27 protein-coding genes and 1 tRNA gene are annotated in these 23,752 nt (G+C 69.5%); 4 read left to right on the forward strand and 24 right to left on the reverse strand.

What is annotated here, in order from left to right; genetic code table 11:
- Positions 1–32 precede the first annotated feature (32 nt).
- The 18 genes from H5965_RS03150 to rplJ form a co-directional block, all read right to left on the reverse strand.
- Positions 33–1,223 carry a cytochrome P450 gene (locus H5965_RS03150; RefSeq protein WP_310967782.1) on the reverse strand — a complete coding sequence of 397 codons (1,191 nt, stop codon included), beginning with the start codon at positions 1,221–1,223 and terminating at the stop codon, positions 33–35.
- 21 nt (positions 1,224–1,244) lie between these two features.
- Positions 1,245–1,460, reverse strand: a complete 216-nt coding sequence (locus tag H5965_RS03155; protein WP_310967784.1) for a DUF5988 family protein — start codon at positions 1,458–1,460, stop codon at positions 1,245–1,247.
- Between the two features lie 190 nt (positions 1,461–1,650).
- The gene (locus H5965_RS03160) at positions 1,651–2,427 is read right to left on the reverse strand and encodes a Gfo/Idh/MocA family oxidoreductase (RefSeq protein ID WP_310967786.1); all 777 of its coding nucleotides are present in this window, start codon (positions 2,425–2,427) and stop codon (positions 1,651–1,653) included.
- Positions 2,424–3,416, reverse strand: a complete 993-nt coding sequence (locus H5965_RS03165) for a Gfo/Idh/MocA family oxidoreductase (RefSeq protein ID WP_310967788.1) — start codon at positions 3,414–3,416, stop codon at positions 2,424–2,426. The genes H5965_RS03160 and H5965_RS03165 overlap by 4 nt, the downstream gene beginning before the upstream one ends.
- Positions 3,417–3,478: 62 nt before the next feature.
- Positions 3,479–4,441: a hypothetical protein gene (locus H5965_RS03170; RefSeq protein ID WP_310968486.1), complete on the reverse strand. Its 963-nt coding sequence runs from the start codon at positions 4,439–4,441 to the stop codon at positions 3,479–3,481.
- Between the two features lie 81 nt (positions 4,442–4,522).
- Entirely contained in the window at positions 4,523–5,089 is a 567-nt protein-coding gene (locus H5965_RS03175; protein WP_310967790.1) for a hypothetical protein, read from the reverse strand.
- Positions 5,090–5,125: 36 nt separating this feature from the next.
- Positions 5,126–6,391 (reverse strand): MlaD family protein, encoded by a 1,266-nt coding sequence (locus tag H5965_RS03180; RefSeq protein ID WP_310967792.1) that lies wholly within the window; start codon positions 6,389–6,391, stop codon positions 5,126–5,128.
- Entirely contained in the window at positions 6,391–7,566 is a 1,176-nt protein-coding gene (locus H5965_RS03185) for an MCE family protein (protein ID WP_310967794.1), read from the reverse strand. Before H5965_RS03185 ends, H5965_RS03180 begins: the two co-directional genes overlap by 1 nt.
- Positions 7,563–8,747: an MCE family protein gene (locus H5965_RS03190; protein WP_310967796.1), complete on the reverse strand. Its 1,185-nt coding sequence runs from the start codon at positions 8,745–8,747 to the stop codon at positions 7,563–7,565. Before H5965_RS03190 ends, H5965_RS03185 begins: the two co-directional genes overlap by 4 nt.
- Positions 8,744–9,730 carry an MCE family protein gene (locus H5965_RS03195; protein WP_310967798.1) on the reverse strand — a complete coding sequence of 329 codons (987 nt, stop codon included), beginning with the start codon at positions 9,728–9,730 and terminating at the stop codon, positions 8,744–8,746. Before H5965_RS03195 ends, H5965_RS03190 begins: the two co-directional genes overlap by 4 nt.
- The gene (locus H5965_RS03200; protein ID WP_310967799.1) at positions 9,727–10,755 is read right to left on the reverse strand and encodes an MCE family protein; all 1,029 of its coding nucleotides are present in this window, start codon (positions 10,753–10,755) and stop codon (positions 9,727–9,729) included. The genes H5965_RS03195 and H5965_RS03200 overlap by 4 nt, the downstream gene beginning before the upstream one ends.
- Entirely contained in the window at positions 10,752–12,077 is a 1,326-nt protein-coding gene (locus tag H5965_RS03205; protein WP_310967800.1) for an MCE family protein, read from the reverse strand. Before H5965_RS03205 ends, H5965_RS03200 begins: the two co-directional genes overlap by 4 nt.
- On the reverse strand, positions 12,074–12,910 hold the full coding sequence (locus tag H5965_RS03210) for an ABC transporter permease (RefSeq protein WP_103351766.1): 837 nt from the start codon (positions 12,908–12,910) through the stop codon (positions 12,074–12,076). Before H5965_RS03210 ends, H5965_RS03205 begins: the two co-directional genes overlap by 4 nt.
- A 4-nt stretch (positions 12,911–12,914) precedes the next feature.
- Positions 12,915–13,667, reverse strand: a complete 753-nt coding sequence (locus H5965_RS03215) for an ABC transporter permease (RefSeq protein ID WP_003060268.1) — start codon at positions 13,665–13,667, stop codon at positions 12,915–12,917.
- A 38-nt stretch (positions 13,668–13,705) separates the two neighbouring features.
- On the reverse strand, positions 13,706–14,878 hold the full coding sequence (locus H5965_RS03220; RefSeq protein WP_310967801.1) for an ABC transporter ATP-binding protein: 1,173 nt from the start codon (positions 14,876–14,878) through the stop codon (positions 13,706–13,708).
- A 286-nt stretch (positions 14,879–15,164) separates the two neighbouring features.
- Positions 15,165–15,299, reverse strand: a complete 135-nt coding sequence (locus H5965_RS03225; protein WP_310967802.1) for a hypothetical protein — start codon at positions 15,297–15,299, stop codon at positions 15,165–15,167.
- 117 nt (positions 15,300–15,416) lie between these two features.
- Positions 15,417–15,803 carry a 50S ribosomal protein L7/L12 gene (rplL, locus tag H5965_RS03230; protein WP_310967803.1) on the reverse strand — a complete coding sequence of 129 codons (387 nt, stop codon included), beginning with the start codon at positions 15,801–15,803 and terminating at the stop codon, positions 15,417–15,419.
- Between the two features lie 49 nt (positions 15,804–15,852).
- Positions 15,853–16,407, reverse strand: coding sequence for a 50S ribosomal protein L10 (gene rplJ, locus H5965_RS03235; protein WP_091303982.1), 555 nt, complete (start codon positions 16,405–16,407; stop codon positions 15,853–15,855).
- A gap of 278 nt (positions 16,408–16,685) precedes the next feature.
- Here rplJ and H5965_RS03240 point away from each other — a divergent pair, with 278 nt between their 5' ends.
- Entirely contained in the window at positions 16,686–17,573 is an 888-nt protein-coding gene (locus tag H5965_RS03240; RefSeq protein WP_310967806.1) for a hypothetical protein, read from the forward strand.
- Here H5965_RS03240 and H5965_RS03245 read toward each other — a convergent pair.
- The 6 genes from H5965_RS03245 to H5965_RS03270 all read right to left on the reverse strand — a co-directional run bounded on the left by H5965_RS03245 (position 17,570) and on the right by H5965_RS03270 (position 21,254).
- Positions 17,570–18,343, reverse strand: coding sequence for an alpha/beta hydrolase (locus H5965_RS03245; RefSeq protein ID WP_310967807.1), 774 nt, complete (start codon positions 18,341–18,343; stop codon positions 17,570–17,572). The genes H5965_RS03240 and H5965_RS03245 overlap by 4 nt on opposite strands.
- Positions 18,344–18,503: 160 nt before the next feature.
- The gene (gene rplA / locus H5965_RS03250) at positions 18,504–19,223 is read right to left on the reverse strand and encodes a 50S ribosomal protein L1 (RefSeq protein ID WP_086842353.1); all 720 of its coding nucleotides are present in this window, start codon (positions 19,221–19,223) and stop codon (positions 18,504–18,506) included.
- A gap of 80 nt (positions 19,224–19,303) precedes the next feature.
- The gene (gene rplK / locus H5965_RS03255) at positions 19,304–19,741 is read right to left on the reverse strand and encodes a 50S ribosomal protein L11 (RefSeq protein ID WP_043781763.1); all 438 of its coding nucleotides are present in this window, start codon (positions 19,739–19,741) and stop codon (positions 19,304–19,306) included.
- Between the two features lie 75 nt (positions 19,742–19,816).
- A complete protein-coding gene (nusG, locus tag H5965_RS03260; protein WP_310967810.1) occupies positions 19,817–20,641 on the reverse strand; it encodes a transcription termination/antitermination protein NusG in 825 nt (274 codons plus the stop codon).
- A 73-nt stretch (positions 20,642–20,714) separates the two neighbouring features.
- Positions 20,715–21,155, reverse strand: a complete 441-nt coding sequence (gene secE / locus H5965_RS03265) for a preprotein translocase subunit SecE (RefSeq protein WP_310967812.1) — start codon at positions 21,153–21,155, stop codon at positions 20,715–20,717.
- A gap of 26 nt (positions 21,156–21,181) precedes the next feature.
- Positions 21,182–21,254, reverse strand: a tRNA-Trp gene (locus H5965_RS03270).
- Positions 21,255–21,459: 205 nt separating this feature from the next.
- Between H5965_RS03270 and H5965_RS03275 the strand changes: the two genes are divergently transcribed.
- From H5965_RS03275 to H5965_RS03285, 3 genes are read left to right on the forward strand one after another with little or no spacing between them, the layout of a single operon-like run.
- Positions 21,460–22,380, forward strand: coding sequence for a TIGR03619 family F420-dependent LLM class oxidoreductase (locus H5965_RS03275; protein WP_310967813.1), 921 nt, complete (start codon positions 21,460–21,462; stop codon positions 22,378–22,380).
- A 60-nt stretch (positions 22,381–22,440) separates the two neighbouring features.
- Positions 22,441–22,791, forward strand: a complete 351-nt coding sequence (locus H5965_RS03280) for a GntR family transcriptional regulator (protein ID WP_310967815.1) — start codon at positions 22,441–22,443, stop codon at positions 22,789–22,791.
- Positions 22,788–23,747: a hypothetical protein gene (locus tag H5965_RS03285; protein WP_310967816.1), complete on the forward strand. Its 960-nt coding sequence runs from the start codon at positions 22,788–22,790 to the stop codon at positions 23,745–23,747. Before H5965_RS03280 ends, H5965_RS03285 begins: the two co-directional genes overlap by 4 nt.
- The last annotated feature ends 5 nt before the right edge of the window (positions 23,748–23,752 follow it).

Here is a 23,752-nt window from a genome sequence, read left to right on the forward strand (position 1 = left end):
AGATCCTTTCGGCTATACGTGGGGAAGAACGCTCACCAGGAGACGGGGAGCTTCTTCACCGAGAAGACGGAACCCTTCAGCCGCAGCGGAACCTCGTCGGCCGGGACGGCCAGCTTCAGGCCGGGGAACGCCCGCAGGAGCGCGGTGAAGCCGGCCCGCAGCTCGATGCGCGCCAGGTTCTGGCCCAGGCACTGGTGGATGCCGAAGCCGAACGCCACGTGCCCGGAGGTGTCGCGCTCGATGTCCAGCTCCGCGGGGCAGCCGAACTTCACCGGGTCGCGGTTGGCCGCGGGCAGCGACACCGTCACCGTGTCGCCCTTCTTGATCAGCTCGCCCTCCAGCTTCACGTCCTCCAGCGCGGTGCGGTAGGTGTGGTACTGGTTGACGGTCAGGTAGCGCAGCAGCTCCTCGATCGCGGCGTCGAGCTTCTCCGGCTCCGCCCGCAGCTTCGCCAGCTGGCCGGTGTGGTGCAGCAGCGCGAAGACGCCGGTGGCGAGCGCGCCTTCGGTGGTCTCGTACCCGGCGAACAGCAGCAGGGTGACGATGTTGCGCAGTTCCTCCTGGGTCAGGTCCTCGGTGACCAGCGAGCTGATCAGGTCGTCCTGGGGCTGCTGCCGCCGCCGCTCGATGACCTCGTCGAAGAACTTCCCGGCCACCTCGTAGGCGGCCGCGGCCTCGGCCGGGTCCGCTTCCGCGTCGTGCAGGAGGGTCACCGCGGGCACGTACCGGTCGCGTTCCTCGTACGGCAGGCCGACGAGTTCGCCCAGCATGCGCAGGACGAGCGGCTTGGCGAAGTCCATGACGACGTCGGCGGTCCCGCCCTTGGCCCGCATGACCTCGATCTGCTCGGCGGCCACCGCCTCGACGCGCGGGATCAGCCGGCTGGTGCGGCGGACGGTGAACTCGCCGGTCAGCAGCTTGCGGTAGCGGGTGTGCTCGGGCGGGTCCATGTGGATGAACATGCCGGGGATCAGCGGGTGGGTCGGGATGACCTGGCCCTGGTGGGTGACCGGGAAGTGGCCGACCTCGCAGCTGTGGCTGAACCGCAGGTCACTGAGGACCTCGCGGACCAGCTCGTAGCTGGAGACGATCCAGCCGACGTGCCCATCCGGGTAGACCATCTTCGCGAGCGGACGTTCTTCGCGCAGCGCGTCGAAAATCGCGGGCGGGTCGAACTTGTCGGTCCGATCCCACGGCACCTCGAAGGAGATTGCGTCGGTCATGGAAACCTTTCCCGTGGGTTCTTATTCGGCGATCTTCGTGCGGTGCGACCAGCGGAACACCGCGATGTCGCAGCCGTCGACGGCCTGGAATTCGCCGCCGTGCACGAAATGCTCGTACCCGGCGCCGTGGCGGATCTTGAGCGTGTTCGCCAGCGCGGCGGCGTCGACGCTCCGGTGCGCCAGCGCCAGTTCGGCCGGTCCACCGCTCAACGCGATTTTCACCTGCGTAGCACTCATCGCGGCCTCCACCTATTTCGGGAATCTCCCAGCACAGAGCAGTATTTTCATTCTCGATTCAGGCTAGGCGAGCTGCCGCAAGGCGACATCCCTCACTCTGGTAGGGCCCTCCGGGCGGGCGCCACGGGCACACCGAAAAGGGGCTTTCCCCTGTGGCACAGGAGAAAGCCCCTTCCGGACGAAGACTGCGTCAGCCGGCGGGCGGCAGGTCCACGGGCTGCCCGGTGTGCGCCGATTCGTAGGCCGCCTGGACGATCCGGAACGTCCTGAGCGCGGACGGGCCGTCCGGCCCCGCTCCGGTACCGGCGAGGAAATCTTTGAGCAGCAACGCATGCAGGTCTTCGCCACCCAGCTCGGGCCGCTCGCCGTCGAGCAGCCGCGGACCGGCGTCGTACTGCACGCTCCCCTTGTCCCCGATGAAGGTGACGGTGGGCCGGCCCGTCGCGGACCCGCTGCGGCGGCAGTCGAACGACGCCACCTGCCCGCTGCGGTACCGCACGGTGAGCACGGCAGCGCTTTCCCCGGTCCGTCCACTGAGGACGATGTTGGTCTGGGCGTACACCTGCCGCGCGGGCTCACCGCCGAGGACGGCGTCGGCCAGGTCGAGCAGGTACGGCGCGGCGGCCCCCAGCACCCCGTCCGCGCTGGTGGTCAGCGAGCCGAGGACGGTCGTCAGGTCACCGATCCCGCCGTCGGCGATTCCCTTGCGCACCACCGCGAACGCCTCGCCGTGGCAGGCCGGGGACGCAAAGGTGAGCCGGTCGCCGCCGGCGTCGACCATGGCTTTCAGGTCCGCTTCCTTGGCGGCCGTCGGGTGTTCGCACAGCACGCGCGCGCCGGCCTCGGCCGCCAGCCGGACCGGCTCGAACGCGTCCCAGCTCGCGGTGGCGACGACTTCGACGTCCGGCGTGCTTCGCAACGCCTTGGCGTGGTGCTCGGGCGCGGACGACAGGATGGCGACCTTCACGCTGCTCCCCTCACCGGAAGTTCGACGGCCCGCCCGGTCCACGCGGACTCGGCGGCGGCGTGGATGATCCGCACGGCGGCCAGCGCGTCCGTCGCCCCGATCCGCGGTTCGGGCCCGCCCGCGAACGCCGTGGCGAACTCCCGCATTTCGGTGGCGAACACCGACGGCCCGCCGTAGCCGAAGTTCTCGGCCCCGCCGTCGACCACCCGGACTTCCTGGGGCCACTCGGAGTCGTAGCTGACCGTCCCGCCGGTGCCCGAGACGTGGAAGGCCACCCGCACCGGCGGCCGCGGCGTCGCGGTCCACCGGCTCACGACCTGGCTGATGGCCCCGTTGGCGTGGGTGAGCACGGCCGTCCCGGTGGCGACGGCTCCCTCGGGGGCCGGGGTGGCGATGTCGCCCTGGTAGCAGGCGTGCACGCGGACGACGTCCCCGAAGACCCAGTGGGCGAGGTCGGCGCCGTGCAGCAGCTGGTCGGTGAGGATGCCGCCCGACCGCGCGGAGGCGGTCCCGGTCCAGGGCCGCGGGTGGTAGGCGGAGAAGGAGAACCGGCCGATCGCGCCTTCGCCCAGCCGCCCGCTCGCGACGAGCTCGTGAAGCCGGGCGTAGGGGGCGGCGAACCGCACGTCGTGGGCGGCGTAGAGCCGCACGCCGGCCTTCTCGGCGGCGTCGACGATCTCCTCGGCTTCTTCGGCACTGGCGGCCAGCGGCTTCTCGCACACGACGCCGACCCCGGCGGCGATGGCGGTCATGGCGATCTGGTGGTGACTCGCGGTCGGCGTGCAGATGTCGACGGCATCGGCCCCGTCGAGCGCCTCGGCCAGGGACCCGGCGGCCTTCGCGCCGAACTCCCGCGCAAGCTCGGCGCCCCGGCCGTCGTCGGAGTGGACCCGCACGACGGCCCCGGCGCCGAGCCACGCTTCCAGGTGCAGCCGGGCGATCAGCCCCGCACCGATCAGAGCCACCTCGAGCGGCCGCGATGTCTTCACCCACCGAGACTCGCCCACACCGCCCGGTGGCAGCCATTACCAACGTGGGTAGTTCGGCAGCGCTACTTCGTCGGCGACGGGGAAGCCGGGGCCGACGAGGGGGCCGGCGATGCCGCCGGGACCTTCGGGGCGTTGTAGGTGTCCATGTCGGTGATCTTCCACTTGTCGCCCTGGAGCTGGGCGTTCAGGTGGAGCTGGGCCGTGCCCGCCGTCGTCTTCTTCGTGTCCGTGCGGGTGGAGGTCTGGTCCACGAAGACCATCACCTTCGCCAGGTCGCCGTTCAGCATGATCACCGCCGCGCGCGTCACCTTGCACGTCACGATCATCTTCTGCTGCGGCGCCAGCCGCTTCACCTCGCCCATCAGCGAGTTGTACTTGTTCTTGACGTCGTCGTTGGCGAGCAGGTCGTTCGCCGCGTCCTCGGTCTTCTTGATGTTGTTGAAGTCGTAGGAGAACAGCGCCTCGGCCGCCTTCGACACCGCGTCCTTGACCTGGGCCGTCTTCGCGACGTCCAGCAGCGCCGTGTTGCTCGTCGCCGAGGAGACCTTGACCTCTTCGGACTTGAACCAGAACGCCAGTCCGCCCAGGATCAGCGCGACCAGCACCAGCGCGCCCGCGACCAGGTACGGCTTCGGCACCTTCGAGCCCGCGGGCTTCGCCGGCTCGTCTTCCGAAGTGACGACCTCGGCTTCCTCGGTCGGCTTCGCGATCCCGGTGTCCCGCTTCTTCCGCCGCGGCGCCGGCCGCTCCGCGACCTCCTCCTCGGCCGCGGGCTCCCCCGTGAGCGCGTCGACCTGGGGTTCGGCCTCGACGGCCGCGAACACTTGCGTGTCCTCGGCGGCCGCGGTGTCGAGCTGCCCGCCGGCCGGCTCCACCGGTTCGGCCGGCTTGGCGACCGGCCGGGGCATCGGCCGCGGCGCCGGCCTCGGCCGCGGCTTGCGCGTCTCGGCGGGCGGGACAGCGGGCTGCTGGCCGGTCCGCTCGGCGGCGGACTCGTCCGTCGCGGGCTTGCGCAGCCCGGCCACGCGGGGACGCCGCGACGGCGTCGGGGTGCTGCGCGGCGGCTGGCGGCGGGAGGGAGGCACTACAAGCTCCTTAAGATGACGCTACTGGCCGGCCGCAACGAGCGGGACGCTGTCGATGCCGGACAGCTTCCACTCCTCGCCCACCCGGGTCATCGACACCTCGAGGCGCAGCGGCTTCGCGCTGCTCTTGTCCCCCTGGGTGACGGTGGTGGCGATGGCGGCGAGGAAGCTGGCCTTGCCTTCGTGGTCGTCGAGCTCCTCGACGGCGATGTCCTGGACGTCGGTGGTGACCTTCGTCTTGGCGTCGGAGAGCGCCTTGCGGAACGTCGGCGCGGACTGGTCGATCTGCTGCGCCATCTTGTCGTCCGACACCGCCTTCTGCCGGGCGAAGAAGCCGTCGAGGTCGGTGTAGTCGACCTCGGTGTAGGCCTTCAGCGCGTTCGTGCCCGCCTTGACGACGGCCTCGCGCGAGGCCGCCAGACCGGCGTTGTCGTCGGCCGCGGCCGCCCACCACTGGATGCCGAAGAACGCCGCGGCGATCAGGGCGGCCAGCGCCAGCGCCCCGGCGCCGAGCACCAGGGTCCGCGAAGGGTCCTTCGCCGGCTTCTCGGAGACCTCCGCCGAGGGGGCCGGCTCGTCCGTGCTCATGACACTCCAGAGTAGGTAACGGTCATCAAATCCCCGTCAGGACAGGCCGAGCAGCGAGCCCAGGCTGTTCAGGCTGACGCCGGGGCTGCCGACGATGCCCGGAACGCCCCGGGTGTCCCGCTCCTCGGCCAGCTCTTCGGCCGGCCGGTTCTTGTTGGCCGCGACGTCGCTGTCCGACGGCGCGACCGGCACCCCGCCGTACGGCGCGTTCTGCGAACCGCGGACGTTGATCGGGCTGCCCTTCGGTTCGGCACAGTACGCGTCTTCCTTCGCCGGCTTCGCCGAGAGGTCGTTCCCGGTGCGGTACTGCGAGTACGGCAGGTAGCCCTTGGTGCACGACGGCGGGTTGAACAGGTTGAGCACCAGGCCGAGGTGCGCGGTGCCGTCGCCGGGCGCCACGCTGCTGGCCGCCCCGGCCAGCGCCGGGTACGTCACGAGCCCCTGCTCGATCCCGTCGAGCCGGGTGACGGTCAGGTTGGCCGTGGTCAGCAGGTTCGCCGTCAGCGCGCCGAGCCCGGGGCCGGACTCCTGCAGCACCTGGCTGACCTGCGCGGCCACCTGCGGCGTGATGCCGATCAGCTTGCGCAGATCGCCGTCGGAGTTCTTCAGCGTGCCGGTGAGCTCGTTGAGGCTCTTGCTGAACGACGCGAAGTTCTGCGCCTCGTCGTTCTGCGTGTCGAGCACCTGGCCGCCGGCGTCCAGGAGCTGGATCGTCTGCGGCAGGTACTGCTGCGCCGTCGTGGTGAAGCTGCGCGCGGTGTCCAGCAGCTTCTGCAGGTCGCCCCCGGTGCCGCGGAAGGCGTCGTAGGACTCGTCGACGACCGTGCGCAGCGAGTCGACCGGGACCGACGCGGCGAGCGAGTCGAGGTCGCCGATCAGCCGGTCGGTGCTGACCGGGGTGGTCGTCTTGGCCGCCGGGATCACCGAGCCGCCGGCGAGGTACGGGCCCTGGTCGGCTTTGGGCCGCAGGTCGACGTACTGCTCGCCGACCGCCGACCGGTTGGCGACGACGGCGTCGAGGTCCGCGGGCACCTTCGGGGCCGACGGGTCGATGTTCAGGTCGGCCTCGAGCCCGGTCGGGGTCAGCCGCATTTCGCCGACCCGGCCGATGTTGTAGCCGCGGTAGGTGACTTCGGCGTTGGTGAAGATGCCGCCCGATTCGTCGAGCTGCAGCTTGACCGTGTAGCCGTCGTTGCCGAAGACGCTGCCGAGCCCGGCGAACCGGATCAGCGCGTACACGATCGCGACGACGGAGATGACCGCGAAGGCCACCAGCTGGATCTTCGTCCGGCGGATCAGCATCAGCCCGCACCTCCCAGCAGCCCGAAGAGGTTGCCCAGGCCCGGCTTCGACTGCGCGGACTGAGTGCCGGCCCCGGGGATGGGCAGCGGCGGCGGCTGGTTGGCCTGCGTGCCCTGGACCCCGCCGGTCAGGCCGGCCAGCGGCAGCTGCCCGGAGAGGGCGTTCTGCCGGCTGTTGCCCAGGTTCTCGACGACGGTCTTCAGGTTCAGGTCCACCTTCGCGAACAGGTTGAAGTAGTCGCCCTTGACGCCGTTGACGGCCTGGTCGCTGAACGGGAACGTCAGCAGGATCTCCAGGGCCTTCGGCAGGTCGTTGCCCGCCTCGCCGAGCTTCTGCAGTGTCGGCGTCAGCGCCTTGAGGTCGGCGACGAGGTCCTTCTGCGACTTGTTCACCGTGTCGGTGGCGACGCCGGAGAGGTTGTCCAGGGCTTGCAGCATGGTGACCAGCTGGCCGCGCTGCTGTTCCAGCACGCCGAGCCCGGGCGCGAGGTTGTCGACCGCGCCGACCAGCTTGTCCTTCTGGCCGTTGAGGGTCGAGGAGAGCCGGTTCAGCCCGTCGATGGCCCGGGTGATGTTCTGCGACTGCCGGTCGAGGTTCGTCACCAGCTGGTTCGCGTTGTCCAGCAACGCCTTGATGTCCGGCTCGCGGCCGGACGTGGCGTTGTTGAGCTCCTTGGTGATGGTGTTGAGCTGGTCGACCCCACCGCCGTTGAGCAGCAGCGACAGCGCGCCGAGCAGTTCTTCGACCTCGACGCTGCGGTTGGTGCGGGCCAGCGGGATGGTCGCGTTGTCGGTGAGCTTCCCGTGGGCCTGGTCGTCGCCCGGCGAGGCCAGTTCGACGTACTTCTCGCCGAGCAGGCTGGACTGCTTGACGTTGGCGATGGCGTTGGCCGGCAGGTTGATGTCGCCGTTGACCTTCAGCGTCACCAGCGCGTGCCAGCCGTCCTTGGTGAGCCCGACGTTCTCGACCCGGCCGACCGGCACCTCGTCGACCTTCACCCCGGCCTGCGGGGTCAGGTCGAGCACGTCCCGGAACTCGACGTTCACCGTGTACGGGTGGTCGCCGAGGTCGGCGCCCCCGGGCAGCGGCAGGTCGTAGATGCCCTTGAAGGCACAGCCGGACAGCACCAGCGCCGACGCCGTGGCCAGGGTTCCGACGGTCAGGAGCTTCTTCACTGGCCACCTCCGTAGAGCTGCCCGGCGATGGGCAGCGGCAGCGGCGGCAGCTGGCCGGACTGCAGGGCCTGCACGGTCTGCGCCACGGACGGCAGCGGGATCGCCTTGTCGACCACGGCGGCGATGCTCTCGCAGGCGTTGCCGAGCACGTCCGGGATGCCGTTGGTGCCGACCTGCTTGAGCAGCCGGCAGATCATCACCAGCGGCGGCTGCGTGAGCTCGTTGAGGTTCGGCCGGGCGTCGAGCGTGCCGGACGCGCCGTTGTAGGTGTTGACCAGGTTGCTCAGGCCGACCGGGGCGACGTCGAGGATCTCGGCGAGCGAGCTGCGCTGGTCGACGAGCACCTTCGTGATGCCGGCCAGCTTGTCCACATTGGACTTCAGCCGGTCGTGGTTCTGGTCGATGAACGCCTGCACCGCGGTGAGCGTCGTGCCCAGCTGCTGCACGGTCGCGGCCAGGTTGTCCTTTTCGGACGCCAGGTAGCCGCTGACGTCGGCGAGCCGGGATTCGAAGGTGCGGACCTGCTTGTCGGAGTCGGCCAGCGTCTGCGAGAACTTGCCGAGGTTCTCCACCGTGGAGAACAGGTCGTCCTTGTTGCCCGACAGCGTGCCGGCCGCCTGGCCGAGCTTGGTGATCGTGTCGTGCAGGGCCTGGCCGTTGCCGTCGACGTTGGCCGCCGCGGTGTTCAGCAGGTTCGACAGCGAGCCGTTCTTGTTGGCGCCGTTCGGGCCGAGGGTCTCGCTGACCCGGGCCAGGCTGGCGGCCAGCTGGTCGACCTCGAGGGGCACCTCGGTGCGGTCGAGGCCGATGACCGCGCCGTCGGAGATCCGCGGGCCGCCGGTGTAGGCGGGGGCCAGCTGGACGTACCGGTCGGACACCAGCGACGGCGCCACGATGAGCGCCTTCGCGTCGGCCGGGACGGCGACCGAGCGGTCGTACTCGAAGTCGACCTTCACCCGGTCGCCCATGGGCTGGATCTTGGTGACCGTGCCCATGTCGACGCCGAGCATCCGCACGCTGTTGCCCTCGTACAGGCCGACGGCGCCGGCGAAGTACGCGGTCAGGTGGTTGCGGCCGGCGTCCTTGAGGGTCCACCAGATCCCGCCGGCGACGACGAGCGCGAGCACGATCGCGATGGTGAAGCCCCGGGTCAGGGCCTGGCCGAAGCGGGTGTCACTCATTTCGTGTAGCACCCCTCTTCGTTGATCGGGCCGAACGACGGCAGCAGCAGGCCGCAGATGTAGTTGTCGAACCAGCGGCCGTTGCCGATGGTGTTGGTGAAGACGCGGATGAAGGGCGCGAACTTCTTGAGCCCCTCGGCCAGGGAGTCCTGGTTGCGCTGCAGCATCGAGGTCAGCTGGTCGAGCTGGGTCAGCACCGGGTCGAGCTGCTTGTCGTTGTCGTCGATCAGGCCCTGCAGCTGGGTGGCCAGCTCGCGGGAGCCGTTGAGCAGGGCGGTGATCGCGTCTTCGCGTTTGGCCAGCTCGCCGAGCAGGTCGTTGCCGTCGTCGAGGAGCTTCTGCACCTCGGCGTCCCGGTCGACCAGCGTCTGCGACACCTCGCGGGTGTTGGCCAGCAGGTTCGACAGCTGCTGGTCGCGCGAGGCGATCGTGTCCGACAGCTTCGACAGCCCGGACAGCGCGCCCCGGACGTCCTCCGGGGTGTTGGCGAAGGTCTGCGAGATCGTGTCGAAGCTCTGCGCCAGCTGCTTGGTGTCGATGTTGTCGACCGTCTGGGACAGCCCGCGGAAGGCGTCGAGGACGTCGTAGGGCGCCATCGTGCGGTCCCGCGGGATGCCGGTACCCGGGTTCAGCGCGTTCTCGCCCTGCGGGTCCAGCGACAGGTACTTCTGCCCGAGCAGCGTCTTGATCTTGATCGCGGCGCTGGTCCGGTCGCCGAGCCAGGCGTCCTTGACCTTGAACGACACCTTCACCGACGCGCCGTCGAGCTCGATGTCGCTGACCTTGCCGACCTTGACGCCGGCGATCCGGACGTCGTTGTCCTTCTGCAGCCCGGAGGCCTCGCTGAACTCGGCGGAGTACGTGGTGCCGCCGCCGATCACCGGTAGGTCGTCGGAGTTGAGCGCGGCGATGAAGCCGAGCGCCAGCACGACGATCCCGACCAGCGCGATCGGCACGGGGTTGCGCTTCTGGAAGGACTTCATCCCTGGCACCTCGACCGGTTGGCCGGGATCAGCGGCAGTTCGACCGGTGGAATCAATGGGGGCAAGCTGACCGTCCCGGAGAACTCGCAGGCGTAGAAGTTGAACCAGGAGCCGTAGTCCGCGGTGCGGGTCAGCGTGCTCACCTTGGTCGGCAGGAACTGGATGAAGTGCTCCAGCTCCGGCTCGTTCTTGTTCAGCTGCTGGGTCAGGGTGCCCAGCGCGCTGATGTCGTTCTTCAGCGGCTCGCGGACTTCGCCGAGCAGCCCGGACGTCGTCTCGGCCAGGTTGCCGAGGCTCTCGATCGCGTCACCGATGGGCTTGCGGTCGGCGGCGAGGCCGGACACCAGCTGCTGCAGCTTGACGATCAGGTCGTTGAGCTGCGGGGTGTGCGCGTTGACCGTGTCGAGCACCGAGTTGAGGTTGTCGATGACCTCGCCGATCACCTGGTCCTTGTCGGCGATCGTGGTGGCCAGCGACGCCGTGTGCGACAGCAGGCTTTCGACGGTTCCGCCCTCGCCCTGCAGGACCTGGATGACCTCGTAGGACAGCTTGTTGACGTCGTCCGGGTTGAGCGCGGTGAACAGCGGCTTGAAGCCGTTGAACAGCTCGGTCAGGTCCAGCGCCGGCGTGGTGCGGTCCAGCGGGATGGTGCCGCCGGGCTGCAGCGTCTTGCCGGAGCTGTCGTCGCCCTCGCCGAGGGAGACGTAGCGCTGGCCGACCAGGTTGCGGAACTTGATCTGCGCGGTGACCCCGGCCGGCAGCGTGCGGCCGGCGTCCACTTCGAACTCGACCTCGGCCTGGCGCTTGTCGACGATCTTGACGTCCTTGACCTGCCCGACCCGGACGCCGGCGATGCGGACGTCGTCGTTGGGCAGCAGCAGCGTCGCGTCGGTGAAGCGCGCCTTGTAGGCGTTGGTGCTGGTGGTGTTGATGTTGGCGATGCTGATCCCGAGGATCGTCGTGAACAGCACGGTGACGACCACGAAGATGCCGAGCTTGATCAGCGGTGCGAGCAGGCCCCTCACTTGACCGTCACCTCCGCACCCCGGTACAGCGGGCCGACGAGCAGCGAGCTCCAGCCCGGGACGTCGGCCGCGTTCAGGCCCAGCTGCGGGCCGAGCAGATCGGCCAGGAAGCCCTGCTCCGCCGTCGAGTACGCCAGGTCACCGCCGCTCCCGCCATTGCCGGCCGCGTCGGCCTTGAACTTGGCCGGGTTGAGGCCCTCGCCGACGCTCTTCGGCGCGGCCTGGTGCAGCGTGCCGTCCTTGAACGCGCCGTCCGGCGGCTCGGACGGGAACGGCTTGGGGATGTCCTTGATGTCGTAGCACCGCGGGCCGCGCTTGTCCTCGAACCGCGGCTCTTCCTTGCCCGCTTGGTAGGGCGCGCGCGGCACGATGATCTCGATGGTCGCGTGCAGGCCGGGCTTGTCGGTGCCGGCGCCCAGCGCCTGGTCGATCAGCGGCACGTTCTTGGCCATCTGCGAGATCACGCAGGGGTACTCCGGCGCGTACTTCGCCAGCAGTTCGGCCGTCGGCCGGGCGGTGTCGACGAGGGAGATGATGTTGTCCTTGTTGTTCTGCAGGAACGTCTGCAGGTCCACCGAGGCCTGGGTGAGGCTGCCGTAGAGGTTGGCCAGGTTCTGCCGCTCGTCGACCACGGTCCGGGTCGTCGTGCTCAGGTTGTCCAGGCTCTGCACCAGGTCCGGGGCCGCGTCCTTCAGGTGGTCGGAGAACTCCGCGAGCGCCTTGAGGTTGTGCTGCAGCTCGGGCTCGTGCGGGTTCAGCTCGCCGATGTAGGTGCCCAGCTGGGAGAGCGTGTCGCCGAGCTGGTCGCCGCGGCCCTGCAGGGCGGTCGAGATCGCGGTGAGCGTCGCGGACAGCTTCTGCGGTTGGACCGCCTGCAGCACCGGCATCAGGTGGGAGAACGCCTGCTCCAGCTCGACCGCGTTCGACGTGCGGTCCTGCGGGATGACGTCCCCGTTGGCCAGGGTCTTCGCCGAGGGGTCCTTCGGGATCTCCAGCGACACGAACCGCTCGCCGAAGAGCGTCTTGGGCAGGAACCGCGCCGAGACGTTCTCGGGGATCAGCTTCGCCGACTCGGGCTTGAGCGCCAGCGTGAGCTCGGCGCCCTTGTCCGTGGCGACGATGTCCTGGACGGACCCGACGATCAGTCCGCGCACCTTGACGTCGGACTGCTTGATCAGCTGGTTGCCGATCTTGTCGGCCTGCAGCTTGACCGTGACGACCGGCGTGAACGCCTTGTCGTAGAGCGCGATGGACAGCGCCACCCCGCCGACCATCACGGCGATGAGCAGCAGGCCGAGCAGCCTGCGTCGAAGCGTCCTCATCCCGCGATCCTTACCGTGACGTCGGTTCCCCAGATGGCGAACCCGATGAAGAAGTTCATGATCGACACCGTGACGATGGACAGCCGCACGGCCTTGCCGACCGCGACGCCGACGCCGGCCGGGCCACCGGTGGCCCGGTACCCGAAGTAGCAGTGCGACAGGATGATCAGGACGCTGAACAGCAGCACCTTGATGAACGAATAGAGCACGTCCTGCGGTGGCAGGAAGAGGTCGAAGTAGTGGTCGTAGGTGCCCGCCGATTGGCCGTAGATGTAGATGACCACCAGTCTCGACGCGAGGTACGAGCTCAGCAGGCCGATGATGTAGAGCGGGATGACCGCGACGAACCCGGCGATGATCCGCGTCGTCACCAGGTACGGCAGGCTCGGCACGCCCATGACTTCGAGGGCGTCGATCTCCTCGGAGATCCGCATCGCGCCCAGCTGGGCGGTGAACCCGGCGCCGACCGTGGCGGACAGCGCGAGCCCGGCCACCAGCGGGGCGATCTCGCGGGTGTTGAAGAACGCGGTCAGGAAGCCGGTGAAGGCCGACGTCCCGATCGAGTTCAGCGCCGAGTAGCCCTGGAGGCCGACGAGGACACCGGTGAACAGCGTCAGGCCGACCATCACGCCGACCGTGCCGCCGATGACGGCGAGGGAGCCGGAGCCGAAGCTCACCTCGGCCAGCAGCCGCAGGACTTCCTTCGTGTAGCGGCGCAGCGTCCGCGGCGTCCACAGCAGCGCCCGCCCGTAGAACGACATCTGGTCACCCAAGGTGTCCAGCGTCTGGAGGGGTCGGTTGGCGACGCGTTTCGCGCCCTGGAGGAACGTCATGGCGCTAGTCCAGCTTTCCGGGCACGATCTGCAGGTAGATCAGGGTGATCACGAAGTTCACGACGAACAGCAGCAGGAACGTGATGACCACCGACTGGTTCACCGCGTCCCCGACGCCCTTCGGGCCGCCGGAGGGGTTCAGGCCCCGGTAGGACGCGACGACGGCGGCGATGAACCCGAAGATCAGCGCCTTGATCTCACCGACCCAGAGGTCGGGCAGCTGCGCGAGGGCGGAGAAGCTGGCCAGGTACGCACCCGGCGTCCCGCCCTGCAGCACGACGTTGAAGAAGTAGCCGCCGAGCACGCCGATCACGCTGACCATGCCGTTGAGCAGGAGCGCGACCAGCATCATCGCCAGGGTGCGCGGGACGATCAGCCGCTGGACCGCGGAGACGCCGAGCACCTCCATCGCGGCGATCTCTTCGCGGATGGTCCGAGCGCCGATGTCGGCGCAGACGGCCGAGCCGCCCGCGCCCGCCACCAGCAGCGCGGTGACCAGCGGACTGGCCTGCTGCACGGTGGCGAGCACGGAGCCCGCGCCGGTGTAGGACTGCGCGCCCAGCTGGCGGGCGAGCGAACCGAACTGCAGCGAGATGACCGCACCGAACGGGATGGCCACCAGGGCCGTCGGCAGGATGGTCACGCTCGCGATGAACCAGGACTGCTGGATGAACTCCCGCAGCTGGAAGGGCCTCTGGAACAGGCCGCGGACGATGTCCAGGCCGAGGGCGAACAGGTTCCCGGTCTCGCGGAGCATGCCGATCCCGGGGATCTTCGCCTGTGTTGCGGGAGAACTCACCGGCCACCTGGCCCGTTGTTCGGTGGCATCCGGTGCGTGCCGGTTCTCGGCGGCTGGCCGCCGGGGATCCGGGCCACCTGGTCGGCGGGCAGCTGCCCGTGGTGCTGGTTCGGGACGCCGTCACCCTGCGGGCGCGCCCCGACCTGCTGCGGCTGGCCGCGGTGCGGGCGCACGCCGTAGTGGCGCTGCTCCTCCGGGCTCAGCGACTCGATGATGCTTTCCTGCGCGGCCGGCGGCAGCCGGTGCATGATCTCCATGACCCGGTCCTTGCGGCGGACCGCGCCCATCCGGGTCGCCACGCCCGGCGTGGTCTGCATCTGCGGCGGCACCCCGCTGATGTCCTCGACCCCGCCCGCGTGGTGGCCGGCGTCGAACATCGCCTGCTCGGCGGCCATCTGGGCGGAGTCCTTCTCCTCGGACATGCCGATCGGGCCCTGCATCTTGCCGTTGAGGAACTGCTTGACGACCGGTTCTTCGCTGGTCAGCAGCACCTCGCGCGGGCCGAACATGACCAGTTCCTTGCGGAAGAGCATGCCCAGGTTGTCCGGGACCGTGCGGGCCAGGTTGATGTTGTGCGTGACGATCAGGAAGGTCGCGTCGATCTGGGCGTTGACGTCGAGGAACAGCTGCGAGATGTAGGTGGTGCGGACCGGGTCGAGGCCCGAGTCCGGCTCGTCGACCAGGATGATCTCGGGGTCCAGCACGAGGGCGCGGGCCAGGCCGGCGCGCTTGCGCATCCCGCCGGAGATCTCGCCCGGCAGCTTCTTGTCGGCGCCGTTCAGACCGGTCATGTCGAGCTTCTCGAGGACGATCCGGCGGATCTCCGTCTCGGACTTCTTCGTGTGCTCGCGCAGCGGGAAGGCGACGTTGTCGTAGAGGTTCATCGAGCCGAACAGCGCGCCGTCCTGGAAGAGGACGCCGAAGAGCTTCCGGATCTCGTAGAGCTTGTGCTCGGAGCAGGTGACGATGTCGACACCGTTGATCACGCAGCGGCCGCGGTCGGGCTTCAGCAGCCCGATCATCGACTTGAGGAAAACCGACTTGCCGGTCCCTGACGGGCCGAGCATGGCCGACACTTCGCCCGGGGGGAGCGTCAACGTGACGTCCCGCCAGATGGTCTGCTTACCGAAGGACTTCGTCAGACCTTCGATGACCACCTCGGCACCCATCGCACCTCCAGGAGCTGTTCCGCGTCATTGCGCCCGCTGCCACACCCTGCCACCCACGCCGGCGGCGGATGTGGGCCGGTGGCGCCCACGAACCCGCGTCAACCAGGTGCAACGAGCTGAGTGCGATTAGGTTACTCACCAGTTTTCTTTTCTGGCCAGACCCGGGTTCATCGTCATCCCGCCGTGATCGCCAATGGGCAGCACGGTAGCCCATTCGGGCCAACCACGCAGTTCTTCAGGCCCCTGAACCCACGATTCGGGGCCCGGGGCCAATCGGACAGAGGTCCTAGGGGATGACGGTCAATGCGGCGACGACCAGGAGGAACACCACGGGCGCGACCACGGCCGGCAGGGAGAGCGTGCAGAGTTGGCGGTCGGTCAACTGCTGGGCGAGGAGCTCGAGGTGCTCGGGGTCGGTCATGGTGATCAGTCGCGGCCGGGGCGGCCGGCGCAACATCCGCACTTTTCCGGCAAAACGGAACGGGCGGGCACCCGAGTGGGTGCCCGCCCGTTCGCGGAGGCGCTTGCGCGCCGGAAATCACTTGATGGAGATCTTGGCGCCCGCGGCCTCGAGCTTCTCCTTGGCGGCCTCGGCGGCCTCCTTGTCGACCTTCTCCAGGAGGGCCTTGGGAGCGGCCTCGACCAGCTCCTTGGCCTCCTTCAGGCCCAGGCCCGAGACGACCTCGCGGACGACCTTGATGACCTGGATCTTCTTGTCGCCGGCGCCCTCGAGGACGACGTCGAACTCATCCTGCTCCTCGGCGGCCGGGGCAGCGGCGGCACCCGGGGCGGCAGCGGCGACGGCGACCGGCGCGGCGGCGGTCACGTCGAAGACCTCTTCGAACTCCTTCACGAACTCGGACAGCTCGAGGAGGGTGAGCTCCTTGAAGGCGTCGATCAGCTCGGCGGTGCTCAGCTTCGCCATGATGGCTTCCTCTCAGAAAAACGAACTAGACGTTCGGGGTGGGGGTGGTTCAGCTCTCGGCGGGTGCTTCGGCTGCTTCGGTACCGGCGGCGTTGCGCTGCTTCTCCTCCAGCGCGGCAGCCAGGCGGGCGACCTGGGACGCCGGCGCCTGGAACAGCGCGGCGGCCTGGGACAGCTTCGCCTTGAACGCGCCCGCCGCCTTGGCGAGCAGGACCTCACGGCTGTCGAGATCGGCGATCCGGTTGATCTCGTCCACGGACAGCGCTTTGCCGTCCATGTAGCCGCCCTTGATCACAAGCGCGTTGTTGTCCTTCGCGAAGTCGCGAAGCGCCTTGGCGGCGTCGACAGCTTCACCCTCGACGAAGGCGATGGCGGTCGCGCCGACGAACAGGTCCTCGAGACCCTGGATGCCGGCGTCCTCGGCCGCCCGCTTGACCAGGGTGTTCTTCGCGACCCGGTACTTGGCACTGGTGCCGAGAGCGCGGCGCAGCTGGGACAGCTGTGACACGGAGAGGCCGGTGTACTGGGTAACGACGGTGGCCGAGCTGGTGCGGAAGCTCTCCGCGATCTCGGCGACGGCCGCCACCTTGTCGGGCTTCGCCATGGGTCGCCTCCTCTCTTGGCTAGTGTTTCCACTGGCTTTCGAGGAGCCCTCAAACGACGAAACGCCCTCGCGCAGACAGGCGCGGGGCGTCATCGGGCACCTGGGTGCCCGGCCTCGTTCCTCCTGCGCGGGCCGCCCGGCGAGTGCGGGACCTTCGTTCCCCGTGTTGGCGGGGAAAACCAGCGGTCTTCGGTAGAACCGTCATCGAGAATACCTTGTCAAGCCGACAGGCCTTCTCCGACCCCCACCTTCACGGCGGCGTGAGGCATCATGGTCACGTGGCGGAGCAGCGCGATGACGGAAAGCCGGGCTCGGAAATCGAACCGGCGGGCCCGAACGCGCCCGCCGCGGGACCCCAACCCCCGGTGGACCCGGCCCAGCTGGAGCAGTTCCGCCAGTTCCAGCAGTTCCAGGACTACCTGCGCTTCACCCAGTCCCAGCAGGGCAACCAGCCGGCGCCCCTCCCGGACGCGGGCGTCGTCCAGGCACCGCCGTCCCAGCAGGGTGGCCAGACCCCGATGATCCCCGAGGGCTACCAGCTCGTCCCCGTCGAGCGCCGCCGGGCGCCGAAGTGGGTGACCTGGCTGGGCAAGAAGGTCCTCGCCTGGGTACTGGCCCTGGTCATCCTCGGTGTAGCGGGCACGTGGCTGTACAACCACTTCTTCCCCAACGACTCCGGCAAGACCTCCGCCCAGCTCGCCCAGGAGGGCGGCGGGAAGTACCACACGAACCACGTGTTCTCGACGAACCCGTACGAAGCGGTGCGGATGGTCTACCACAACATCGCCCAGGGCCGGGTCGCCGACGCCTGCGGCCGGTTCCAGAACGAGGGGCAGCGCGACGTCCAGACCCAGTTCGCGCAGGACATCGCCCAGACGTTCCGGCAGAGCGCGGCCCAGGCCGACTGCAAGAAAGCCGTCGAATTCCTCGCCACCCAGGTGACGAACAAGAACGACTACGCCGAATCCCTGCCGTCGAGCATCTCGGAGCCGCTGCCCGGCAACACCGTGACGATCGATTCCTGCACCTTCCCCGTCACCGGCGGCCCGGCACTGGGCGTGTTCACGGTGTCGAAGGTCGAGAAGGGACAGTGGCTCATCACCGGCCACGCGATCGGGCCGGCCAAGTGCAGCGGCGCCCCGACCGTGGCGCCGACGAGCCGTTAACGCGGGTGCGGCGCCGACAAGAACGACACCAGGGCCTCCGCGAACGCCGGTGACATCACCGCCGTCATGTGGTCTCCCGGGATCCGGACCAACCGCGCCCCCGCGATCGCCGCCGCCAGTCGCTCCGGCTCCGCCGCCAGCTGGTCCTGTTCGCCCGCCAGCACCAACGTCGGCACCCCGATCCCCGACAGATCCAGTCGCCCCTCCCGCGACGCCAAAGCCACCGCCGCCAGCGCCCGGCGATCGCCGCCCACCGCGTCGGCCAGCAGGCGGAACGGGACGCCCGACCGCGGGACCAAGGCAGGGTCCTCGGCCAGCAACGCCGAAGCGATCTCGACCGGCTTCACCACCCTCAGGTCGACCCCGCCGAAGTCGACGATGCCCGAGCCCACGCCGCCCGTGGCCAAGCAGCGGATCCGCTTGTCCGCCGCCGTCACCGTCAACGCGATGATCGCGCCCATCGAGTAGCCCACCATCGACACCTCGTCGAGGCCGAGCTCATCGAGCAACGCCGAGACGTCCCGGGCCATCGCGTCGTCGGCGTAACAGGACTCGTCGTGCGGCTTTTCGGATCGGCCGTGGCCGCGGGCGTCCAGGGAAATCACCGTGAAACCCGCCCAGCGCAGGGCCGCGACGACGCCCGTGGAGATCCAGTTCGCGTTCGTGTCCGCGGCGAATCCGTGCTGCAGCAGCACCGGGCGGTGGGCGCCCTCACCCTCCCACACCGTGTAGTTCAACCGGAGCCCGTCGAACGACGCGAAAGTCGGCATGCCGTCCATCAGACACGAAGAAAGGGCGCCCCGCAGCAAGCGGGGACGCCCTTTCTGGTGATCTCAGCCTCAGAACCTTATTCAGCCGTCGGCCGGCGCGAGGTCCGCCTCATGCGGGCAAGTCGCGTGCCGTAGCGCCGTCCTGACCAGAATAAGGTTCTCAGACCGCAGCTTCCTCGGAGAGGAGGTTGCGGGTCCGCAGCGGGTCCACCGGGATGCCCGGGCCCATCGTGGTGGTGAAGGTGACCTTCTTCAGGTAGCGGCCCTTCGCCGACGACGGCTTGGCGCGGAGGATCTCGTCCAGCGCCGCCGCGTAGTTCTCGACCAGCTTCTCGGTGTCGAAGGAAGCCTTGCCGATCACCAGGTGCAGGTTGGCCTGCTTGTCGACGCGGAAGTTGATCTTACCGCCCTTGATGTCCTTCACGGCCTTCTCGACCGCGGGGGTCACCGTGCCGGTCTTCGGGTTCGGCATCAGGCCACGCGGGCCGAGGATGCGGGCGATGCGGCCCACCTTGGCCATCTGGTCCGGCGTCGCGATCGCGGCGTCGAAGTCGAGCCAGCCACCCTGGATGCGCTCGATCAGTTCGTCGGTGCCGACCGCGTCCGCGCCGGCGGCTTCGGCCTCGGCGGCCTTGTCGCCGACGGCGAAGACGATGACGCGGGCGGTCTTACCGGTGCCGTGCGGCAGGTTCACGGTGCCGCGGACCATCTGGTCGGCCTTGCGGGGGTCCACACCGAGACGCATCGCGACCTCGACGGTCGCGTCCATCTTGGTCTTGGAGGTCTCCTTCGCCAGCTTCGCGGCCTCGAGCGGCGCGTACAGGCGCGCCTTGTCGATGAGCTCCGCAGCCTGGCGGTAAGCCTTGCTGTGCTTGGTCATGCTTCTGTCCCTAACTTCGAGAATGGATCAGTGTGGTGACGAGCCAGCACTTGGCTCTCCCACGGGTAAAGCGGCAAACGTCAGGCGTCGACGACCGTGATGCCCATCGAACGGGCAGTGCCGGCGATGATCTTCGCGGCCTGGTCGATGTCGTGCGCGTTGAGGTCGGTCTCCTTGGTCTTGGCGATCTCGCGGACCTGGTCCCAGGTGACCTTGGCGACCTTGGTCTTGTGCGGCTCGCCGGAGCCCTTCTCCACGCCCGCGGCCTTCAGCAGCAGCTTCGCGGCCGGCGGCGTCTTCAGCTTGAAGTCGAACGACCGGTCCTCGTACACGGAGATCTCGACCGGGACGACGTCCCCGCGCTGCGACTCGGTCGCGGCGTTGTAGGCCTTGCAGAACTCCATGATGTTGACGCCGTGCTGACCCAGCGCGGGGCCGACCGGCGGCGCGGGGTTGGCCGCACCCGCCTTGATCTGCAGCTTGATGATCGCCGCAAGCTTCTTCTTCTTGGGTGGCATTTCTTTTCCTGTCCTGTACTACGTTCCCCGCGTACCTGCCGTGGACGCGGGGACTGCGGCCGAAAAGGCCGGCCGTCAGATCTTGGAGACCTGGTTGAACGACAGCTCGACCGGGGTCTCCCGGCCGAAGATCGACACCAGGACCTTCAGCTTCTGCCCGTCGACGTTGACCTCGGAGATCGTCGCCGGCAGCGTCGCGAACGGGCCGTCCATGACGGTGACCGATTCGCCGACCTCGAAGTCGACCTCGACGGCCGGGCCGCCGAGCGGCGCCGCCGCGGCGGTCTCGCCCTTGCTGGCCTTGGCCGGGGCTTCCTTCTCGACCTGCGGGGCGAGGAACTTCAGCACCTCGTCCACGGTCAGCGGCGACGGCCGCGAAGTGGCGCCGACGAACCCGGTGACACCCGGCGTGTTGCGCACCGCGCTCCACGAGGCGTCGTTCAGGTCCATCCGGACCAGGATGTAGCCGGGCAGCACCTTGCGCTGCACCTGCTTGCGCTGGCCGTTCTTGATCTCGGTGACCTCTTCGGTCGGGACCTCGATCTGGAAGATGTAGTCCTCGACGTCCAGGGTCTGGGTGCGGGTCTCGAGGTTGGTCTTGACCTTGTTCTCGTACCCGGCGTAGGAGTGCACGACGTACCACTCGCCGGGCGCGGCGAGCAGCTCGGAACGCAGCTTGGCGACCGGGTCCTCGTCGTCCGCGGCGGGCTCGGCGCCGGTCTCGTCGATCACGTCGTCGGCGGGAGCGGCGTCAGAAGCGTCGTCGTCGTCGACCTCGGAGTCCGACACGTCGACGGGCTCGAGGTGCGCGGACTCCTCGTCACCGAGTGCCGCGTGCACCTGCTCGTCGGAAAGCTCGGTCAGGTCGTGACCGGCTGCTGTGCCGTTGTCGGAGGTCACGTTCCGTCCTCTCAGTTGATCATTGCGGGCCTAGGCCGGGACCTGGGCCCCATCGGCGCGCGCCGGGGGCGCGTCAGCCGAAGATCTTGCCGATGCCCCACTTGAATGCCAGGTCGAGCACGCTCACGAGGCCCACCATGAACACCACGAACGCCAGCACGACGATGGTGTAGGTGACCATCTGCTTGCGGTTGGGCCAGATGACCTTGCGCAGTTCCGCCCAGACCTCGCGGATGAAGCGCATCAGCCGCGCGAAGACGGAAGCCTTCTTCGGCTTCTGGTCGCGCTTCGGAGTCGGAGCGCCCTTCGCGTCGGGGGCGGTCTTCTCCCCCGACTTCCCGGCCGGGCGGGTCTTGTCGTCCGCACGTGCCGCGGACTTCCCCGCCGGACGAGCGGTCGCACGGCGCTCACGCCGGGCAGCGGCTGTGACGGGACGGGACGGGCTCTCGGGCTTCTGCCCGGTGCCGTCCTGCTCCTGCTCGCCGCCGCTGGCGTCGCTGTCGCTCACGACCACTCCTCCGCTCCACCAGTTCCGTTACGCAGGGGTGACAGGACTTGAACCTGCAACCTGCGGTTTTGGAGACCGCTGCTCTGCCAATTGAGCTACACCCCTGTGGAGCCCCGATCGCTCGGAGCCCCGGTGGACGCATTCCATCGTCCCCACCATCCAGGCGGGATGACCGTAGTGCGTTCCAAGTCCCGAAGTCTACGGCAAGCCTCGCGGGAGCCCGCAACCGCGCCCCCCGATCGACCGCCGTACCCCGGCCGGCCTGCGGAAAACTCCCCGCAGACCTCCTGATCATGCCAGGATGTCCGCCATGACGACCACCCCCCGTCCGGCGGGGGCTCCGATGCGGCTCGGCCTCGCGCTCCCCCAGTACGGCGCCCTCGCCGACCCCGCCGCCGTGCCACGCTTCGCGGCGGCCGCCGAGGACCTCGGCTTCGCCTCGCTCTGGGTCGGCGACCGGATCCTCACGCCGCTGGAGCCTTCGGACCTCTACCCGGGCGGCGGGACGCCGGAACACCCGTACCCCAAGGAGTTCGAGACCTTCGCCGACCCGTTCACGACACTGGCGGCCGCGGCGGCGGTGACCCGCACGGCCCGCCTCGGGATGAGCGCATTGACCGGCCCGGTCTATTCCCCGGTCCTGCTGGCCCGGGCGCTGACCTCGCTCGACCTGGCCAGCCAGGGCCGTCTCGACGTCGGCTTCGGGCTCGGCTGGCTGCGCGAGGAGTACTTCGCCACCGGCGTGCCGTGGGAAGGCCGGGGCAAGCGGCTCGAAGCCCTCCTCGACGCCCTCGACGCGCTGTGGACCGGCGAACCGGCCGAGCACGCGGGCCCGCAGTGGCGGATCGCGCCGTCGACGGTGGGCCTGCGCCCGGCGCAGGAGCCGCGCCCGCCGGTCCTGCTCGGCGGGTTCTCGCCGCCGGCGCTGGCCCGGATCGGCCGCCGCGCGGACGGCTGGCTCGCCGGCTGGATGCCGGAGCAGTACTTGACCGCACTTTGGTCGGTGGCCCGGGAAGCGGCCGAGAAGGCCGGGCGCGACCCGGACAGCCTGCGTCGCGTGCTGCGGATCAACCCGCGCCAGGGCACCGCCGTGGAGACGGCCGCGGACGTCCGTCCGTGCCTCGACGTGGCCCGCGAGCTGGGCATTTCCGAGGTGCTCGTCGACCTGCACTACGTGGCCAAGGACGTCGACCACGCCCTGGAACTGGCCGGCGAACTGATCGCCGGCTGATCCAGCCCCGTGTGACGCACGTCTCGCGCAGGGCGTCATTGTTCTATTATAGTTAGAACTATGCTCGTTCAAATCGATCCGAGCTCCACGGACCCGCTCTTCGAGCAGGTGGCCGCGTCGCTGCGCCGGTCACTGGCCGACGGTCACCCGCCGCCCGGGCAGCAGCTGCCGCCCGCCCGGGAACTGGCCGCGGCGCTGGAGATCAACGTCCACACCGTGCTGCGGGCGTACGCGCTGCTTCGCGACGAAGGCCTCATCGACCTGCGGCGACGCCGGGGCGCCGTCGTCATCGGCGGCGCGTCCTCCCGGGCGCAGCTGGCCGAGCTGGCCGAGGACCTGGTCCGCGAGGCGAAGCGCGCGGGCGTCGGCCTCGACGAGCTCACCGGGGTGTTGAAGGAGAAGTACTCATGACCAAGCTGATCCGGGTCCTGGTCGCCACGGCCGTGCTGCCGGGCGCCGCGCTCGCCGTCGCGGGTGCGCTGGAGAACGCGTGGGCGGGCCGCCTGCCCGACCCGGTCGCGACGCACTGGAGCAGCGCACCGAACGGGCACACGCCGCTCGGCACGTTCACCGGCGTGACGCTGGGGCTCGGCACCGTCGCCGTCCTGCTCCTGGCCACTTCGGCGGTCACCGCGCTGCGCCGCGGGCGGCCGCTGCCGCGCCCGACCGTCGGGGTGGGCGCCGGCTTCGCCGCGCTGCCGGCCGCCGTCCTGCTCTCGGTGCTCGTGGCGAACCTCGACGTCCCGGACTGGCAGGCGGCCCGTGGCGGCGCCGGCATCGTGCTCTTCATGCTGGGCGCGGCGGCCATCGGCGTCGTGGCGGCGCTGGTCGGCGGGCTGCCGTCGGCGCCGGTCCACGAGGAGACCGCGAACCTGCCGAGCGTCGGCCTGCGGCCCGGGCAGCGCGCGTTCTGGTCGGGCCGGGCGGCGAACCCGGGGATGCTCTGGGCGCTGACGCTGATCCCGGTGGCGATCGCCCTCGTGCCCACCGGGCTGCCGTGGGCGACGGCCGCCTGGATCGCCCTGGTCGGCCTGGTGGTGACGGCGCTGACGTACCGGCTCTCGGCGTCCGTGGACGCGAAGGGCGTGACGATCCGCTTCGGCCTTCTCGGCGTCCCGTGGCGGCACCTGGCGCTGGCGAGCATCCGCGAAGCGACCGCGCGCGAGCTGTCGACGTTCGGCGACGGCGGGCTGGGCCTGCGCTTCAACCCGGTCACCGGCACGACGGCGTACAAGGTCCGCGGCGGCCCGGCGCTGGCGCTCGCCCTGGAGAACGGCCGGACGGTGCTGGTGAGCGTGGACGACCCGGAAACCGGGGCCGGGCTGGTCAACGACCTGCTCGCGCAGCGGATCACCCGGATTGACTAGGCCGC

This window comes from Amycolatopsis sp. 505, from assembly GCF_031625235.1.
GTDB lineage: Bacteria > Actinomycetota > Actinomycetes > Mycobacteriales > Pseudonocardiaceae > Amycolatopsis.

Bases quoted from the DNA above. Each gene is read 5' to 3' on its own strand.
- H5965_RS03150 (WP_310967782.1), bottom strand. From the start codon at position 1,223: ATGACCGACGCAATCTCCTTCGAGGTGCCGTGGGATCGGACCGACAAG.
- H5965_RS03155 (WP_310967784.1), bottom strand. From the start codon at position 1,460: ATGAGTGCTACGCAGGTGAAAATCGCGTTGAGCGGTGGACCGGCCGAA.
- H5965_RS03175 (WP_310967790.1), bottom strand. From the start codon at position 5,089: ATGAGCACGGACGAGCCGGCCCCCTCGGCGGAGGTCTCCGAGAAGCCG.
- H5965_RS03180 (WP_310967792.1), bottom strand. From the start codon at position 6,391: ATGCTGATCCGCCGGACGAAGATCCAGCTGGTGGCCTTCGCGGTCATC.
- H5965_RS03190 (WP_310967796.1), bottom strand. From the start codon at position 8,747: ATGAGTGACACCCGCTTCGGCCAGGCCCTGACCCGGGGCTTCACCATC.
- H5965_RS03195 (WP_310967798.1), bottom strand. From the start codon at position 9,730: ATGAAGTCCTTCCAGAAGCGCAACCCCGTGCCGATCGCGCTGGTCGGG.
- H5965_RS03205 (WP_310967800.1), bottom strand. From the start codon at position 12,077: ATGAGGACGCTTCGACGCAGGCTGCTCGGCCTGCTGCTCATCGCCGTG.
- H5965_RS03210 (WP_103351766.1), bottom strand. From the start codon at position 12,910: ATGACGTTCCTCCAGGGCGCGAAACGCGTCGCCAACCGACCCCTCCAG.
- H5965_RS03215 (WP_003060268.1), bottom strand. From the start codon at position 13,667: ATGCTCCGCGAGACCGGGAACCTGTTCGCCCTCGGCCTGGACATCGTC.
- H5965_RS03220 (WP_310967801.1), bottom strand. From the start codon at position 14,878: ATGGGTGCCGAGGTGGTCATCGAAGGTCTGACGAAGTCCTTCGGTAAG.
- H5965_RS03225 (WP_310967802.1), bottom strand. From the start codon at position 15,299: ATGACCGACCCCGAGCACCTCGAGCTCCTCGCCCAGCAGTTGACCGAC.
- rplL (WP_310967803.1), bottom strand. From the start codon at position 15,803: ATGGCGAAGCTGAGCACCGCCGAGCTGATCGACGCCTTCAAGGAGCTC.
- rplJ (WP_091303982.1), bottom strand. From the start codon at position 16,407: ATGGCGAAGCCCGACAAGGTGGCGGCCGTCGCCGAGATCGCGGAGAGC.
- H5965_RS03245 (WP_310967807.1), bottom strand. From the start codon at position 18,343: ATGCCGACTTTCGCGTCGTTCGACGGGCTCCGGTTGAACTACACGGTG.
- rplA (WP_086842353.1), bottom strand. From the start codon at position 19,223: ATGACCAAGCACAGCAAGGCTTACCGCCAGGCTGCGGAGCTCATCGAC.
- rplK (WP_043781763.1), bottom strand. From the start codon at position 19,741: ATGCCACCCAAGAAGAAGAAGCTTGCGGCGATCATCAAGCTGCAGATC.
- H5965_RS03275 (WP_310967813.1), top strand. From the start codon at position 21,460: ATGACGACCACCCCCCGTCCGGCGGGGGCTCCGATGCGGCTCGGCCTC.
- H5965_RS03280 (WP_310967815.1), top strand. From the start codon at position 22,441: ATGCTCGTTCAAATCGATCCGAGCTCCACGGACCCGCTCTTCGAGCAG.
- H5965_RS03285 (WP_310967816.1), top strand. From the start codon at position 22,788: ATGACCAAGCTGATCCGGGTCCTGGTCGCCACGGCCGTGCTGCCGGGC.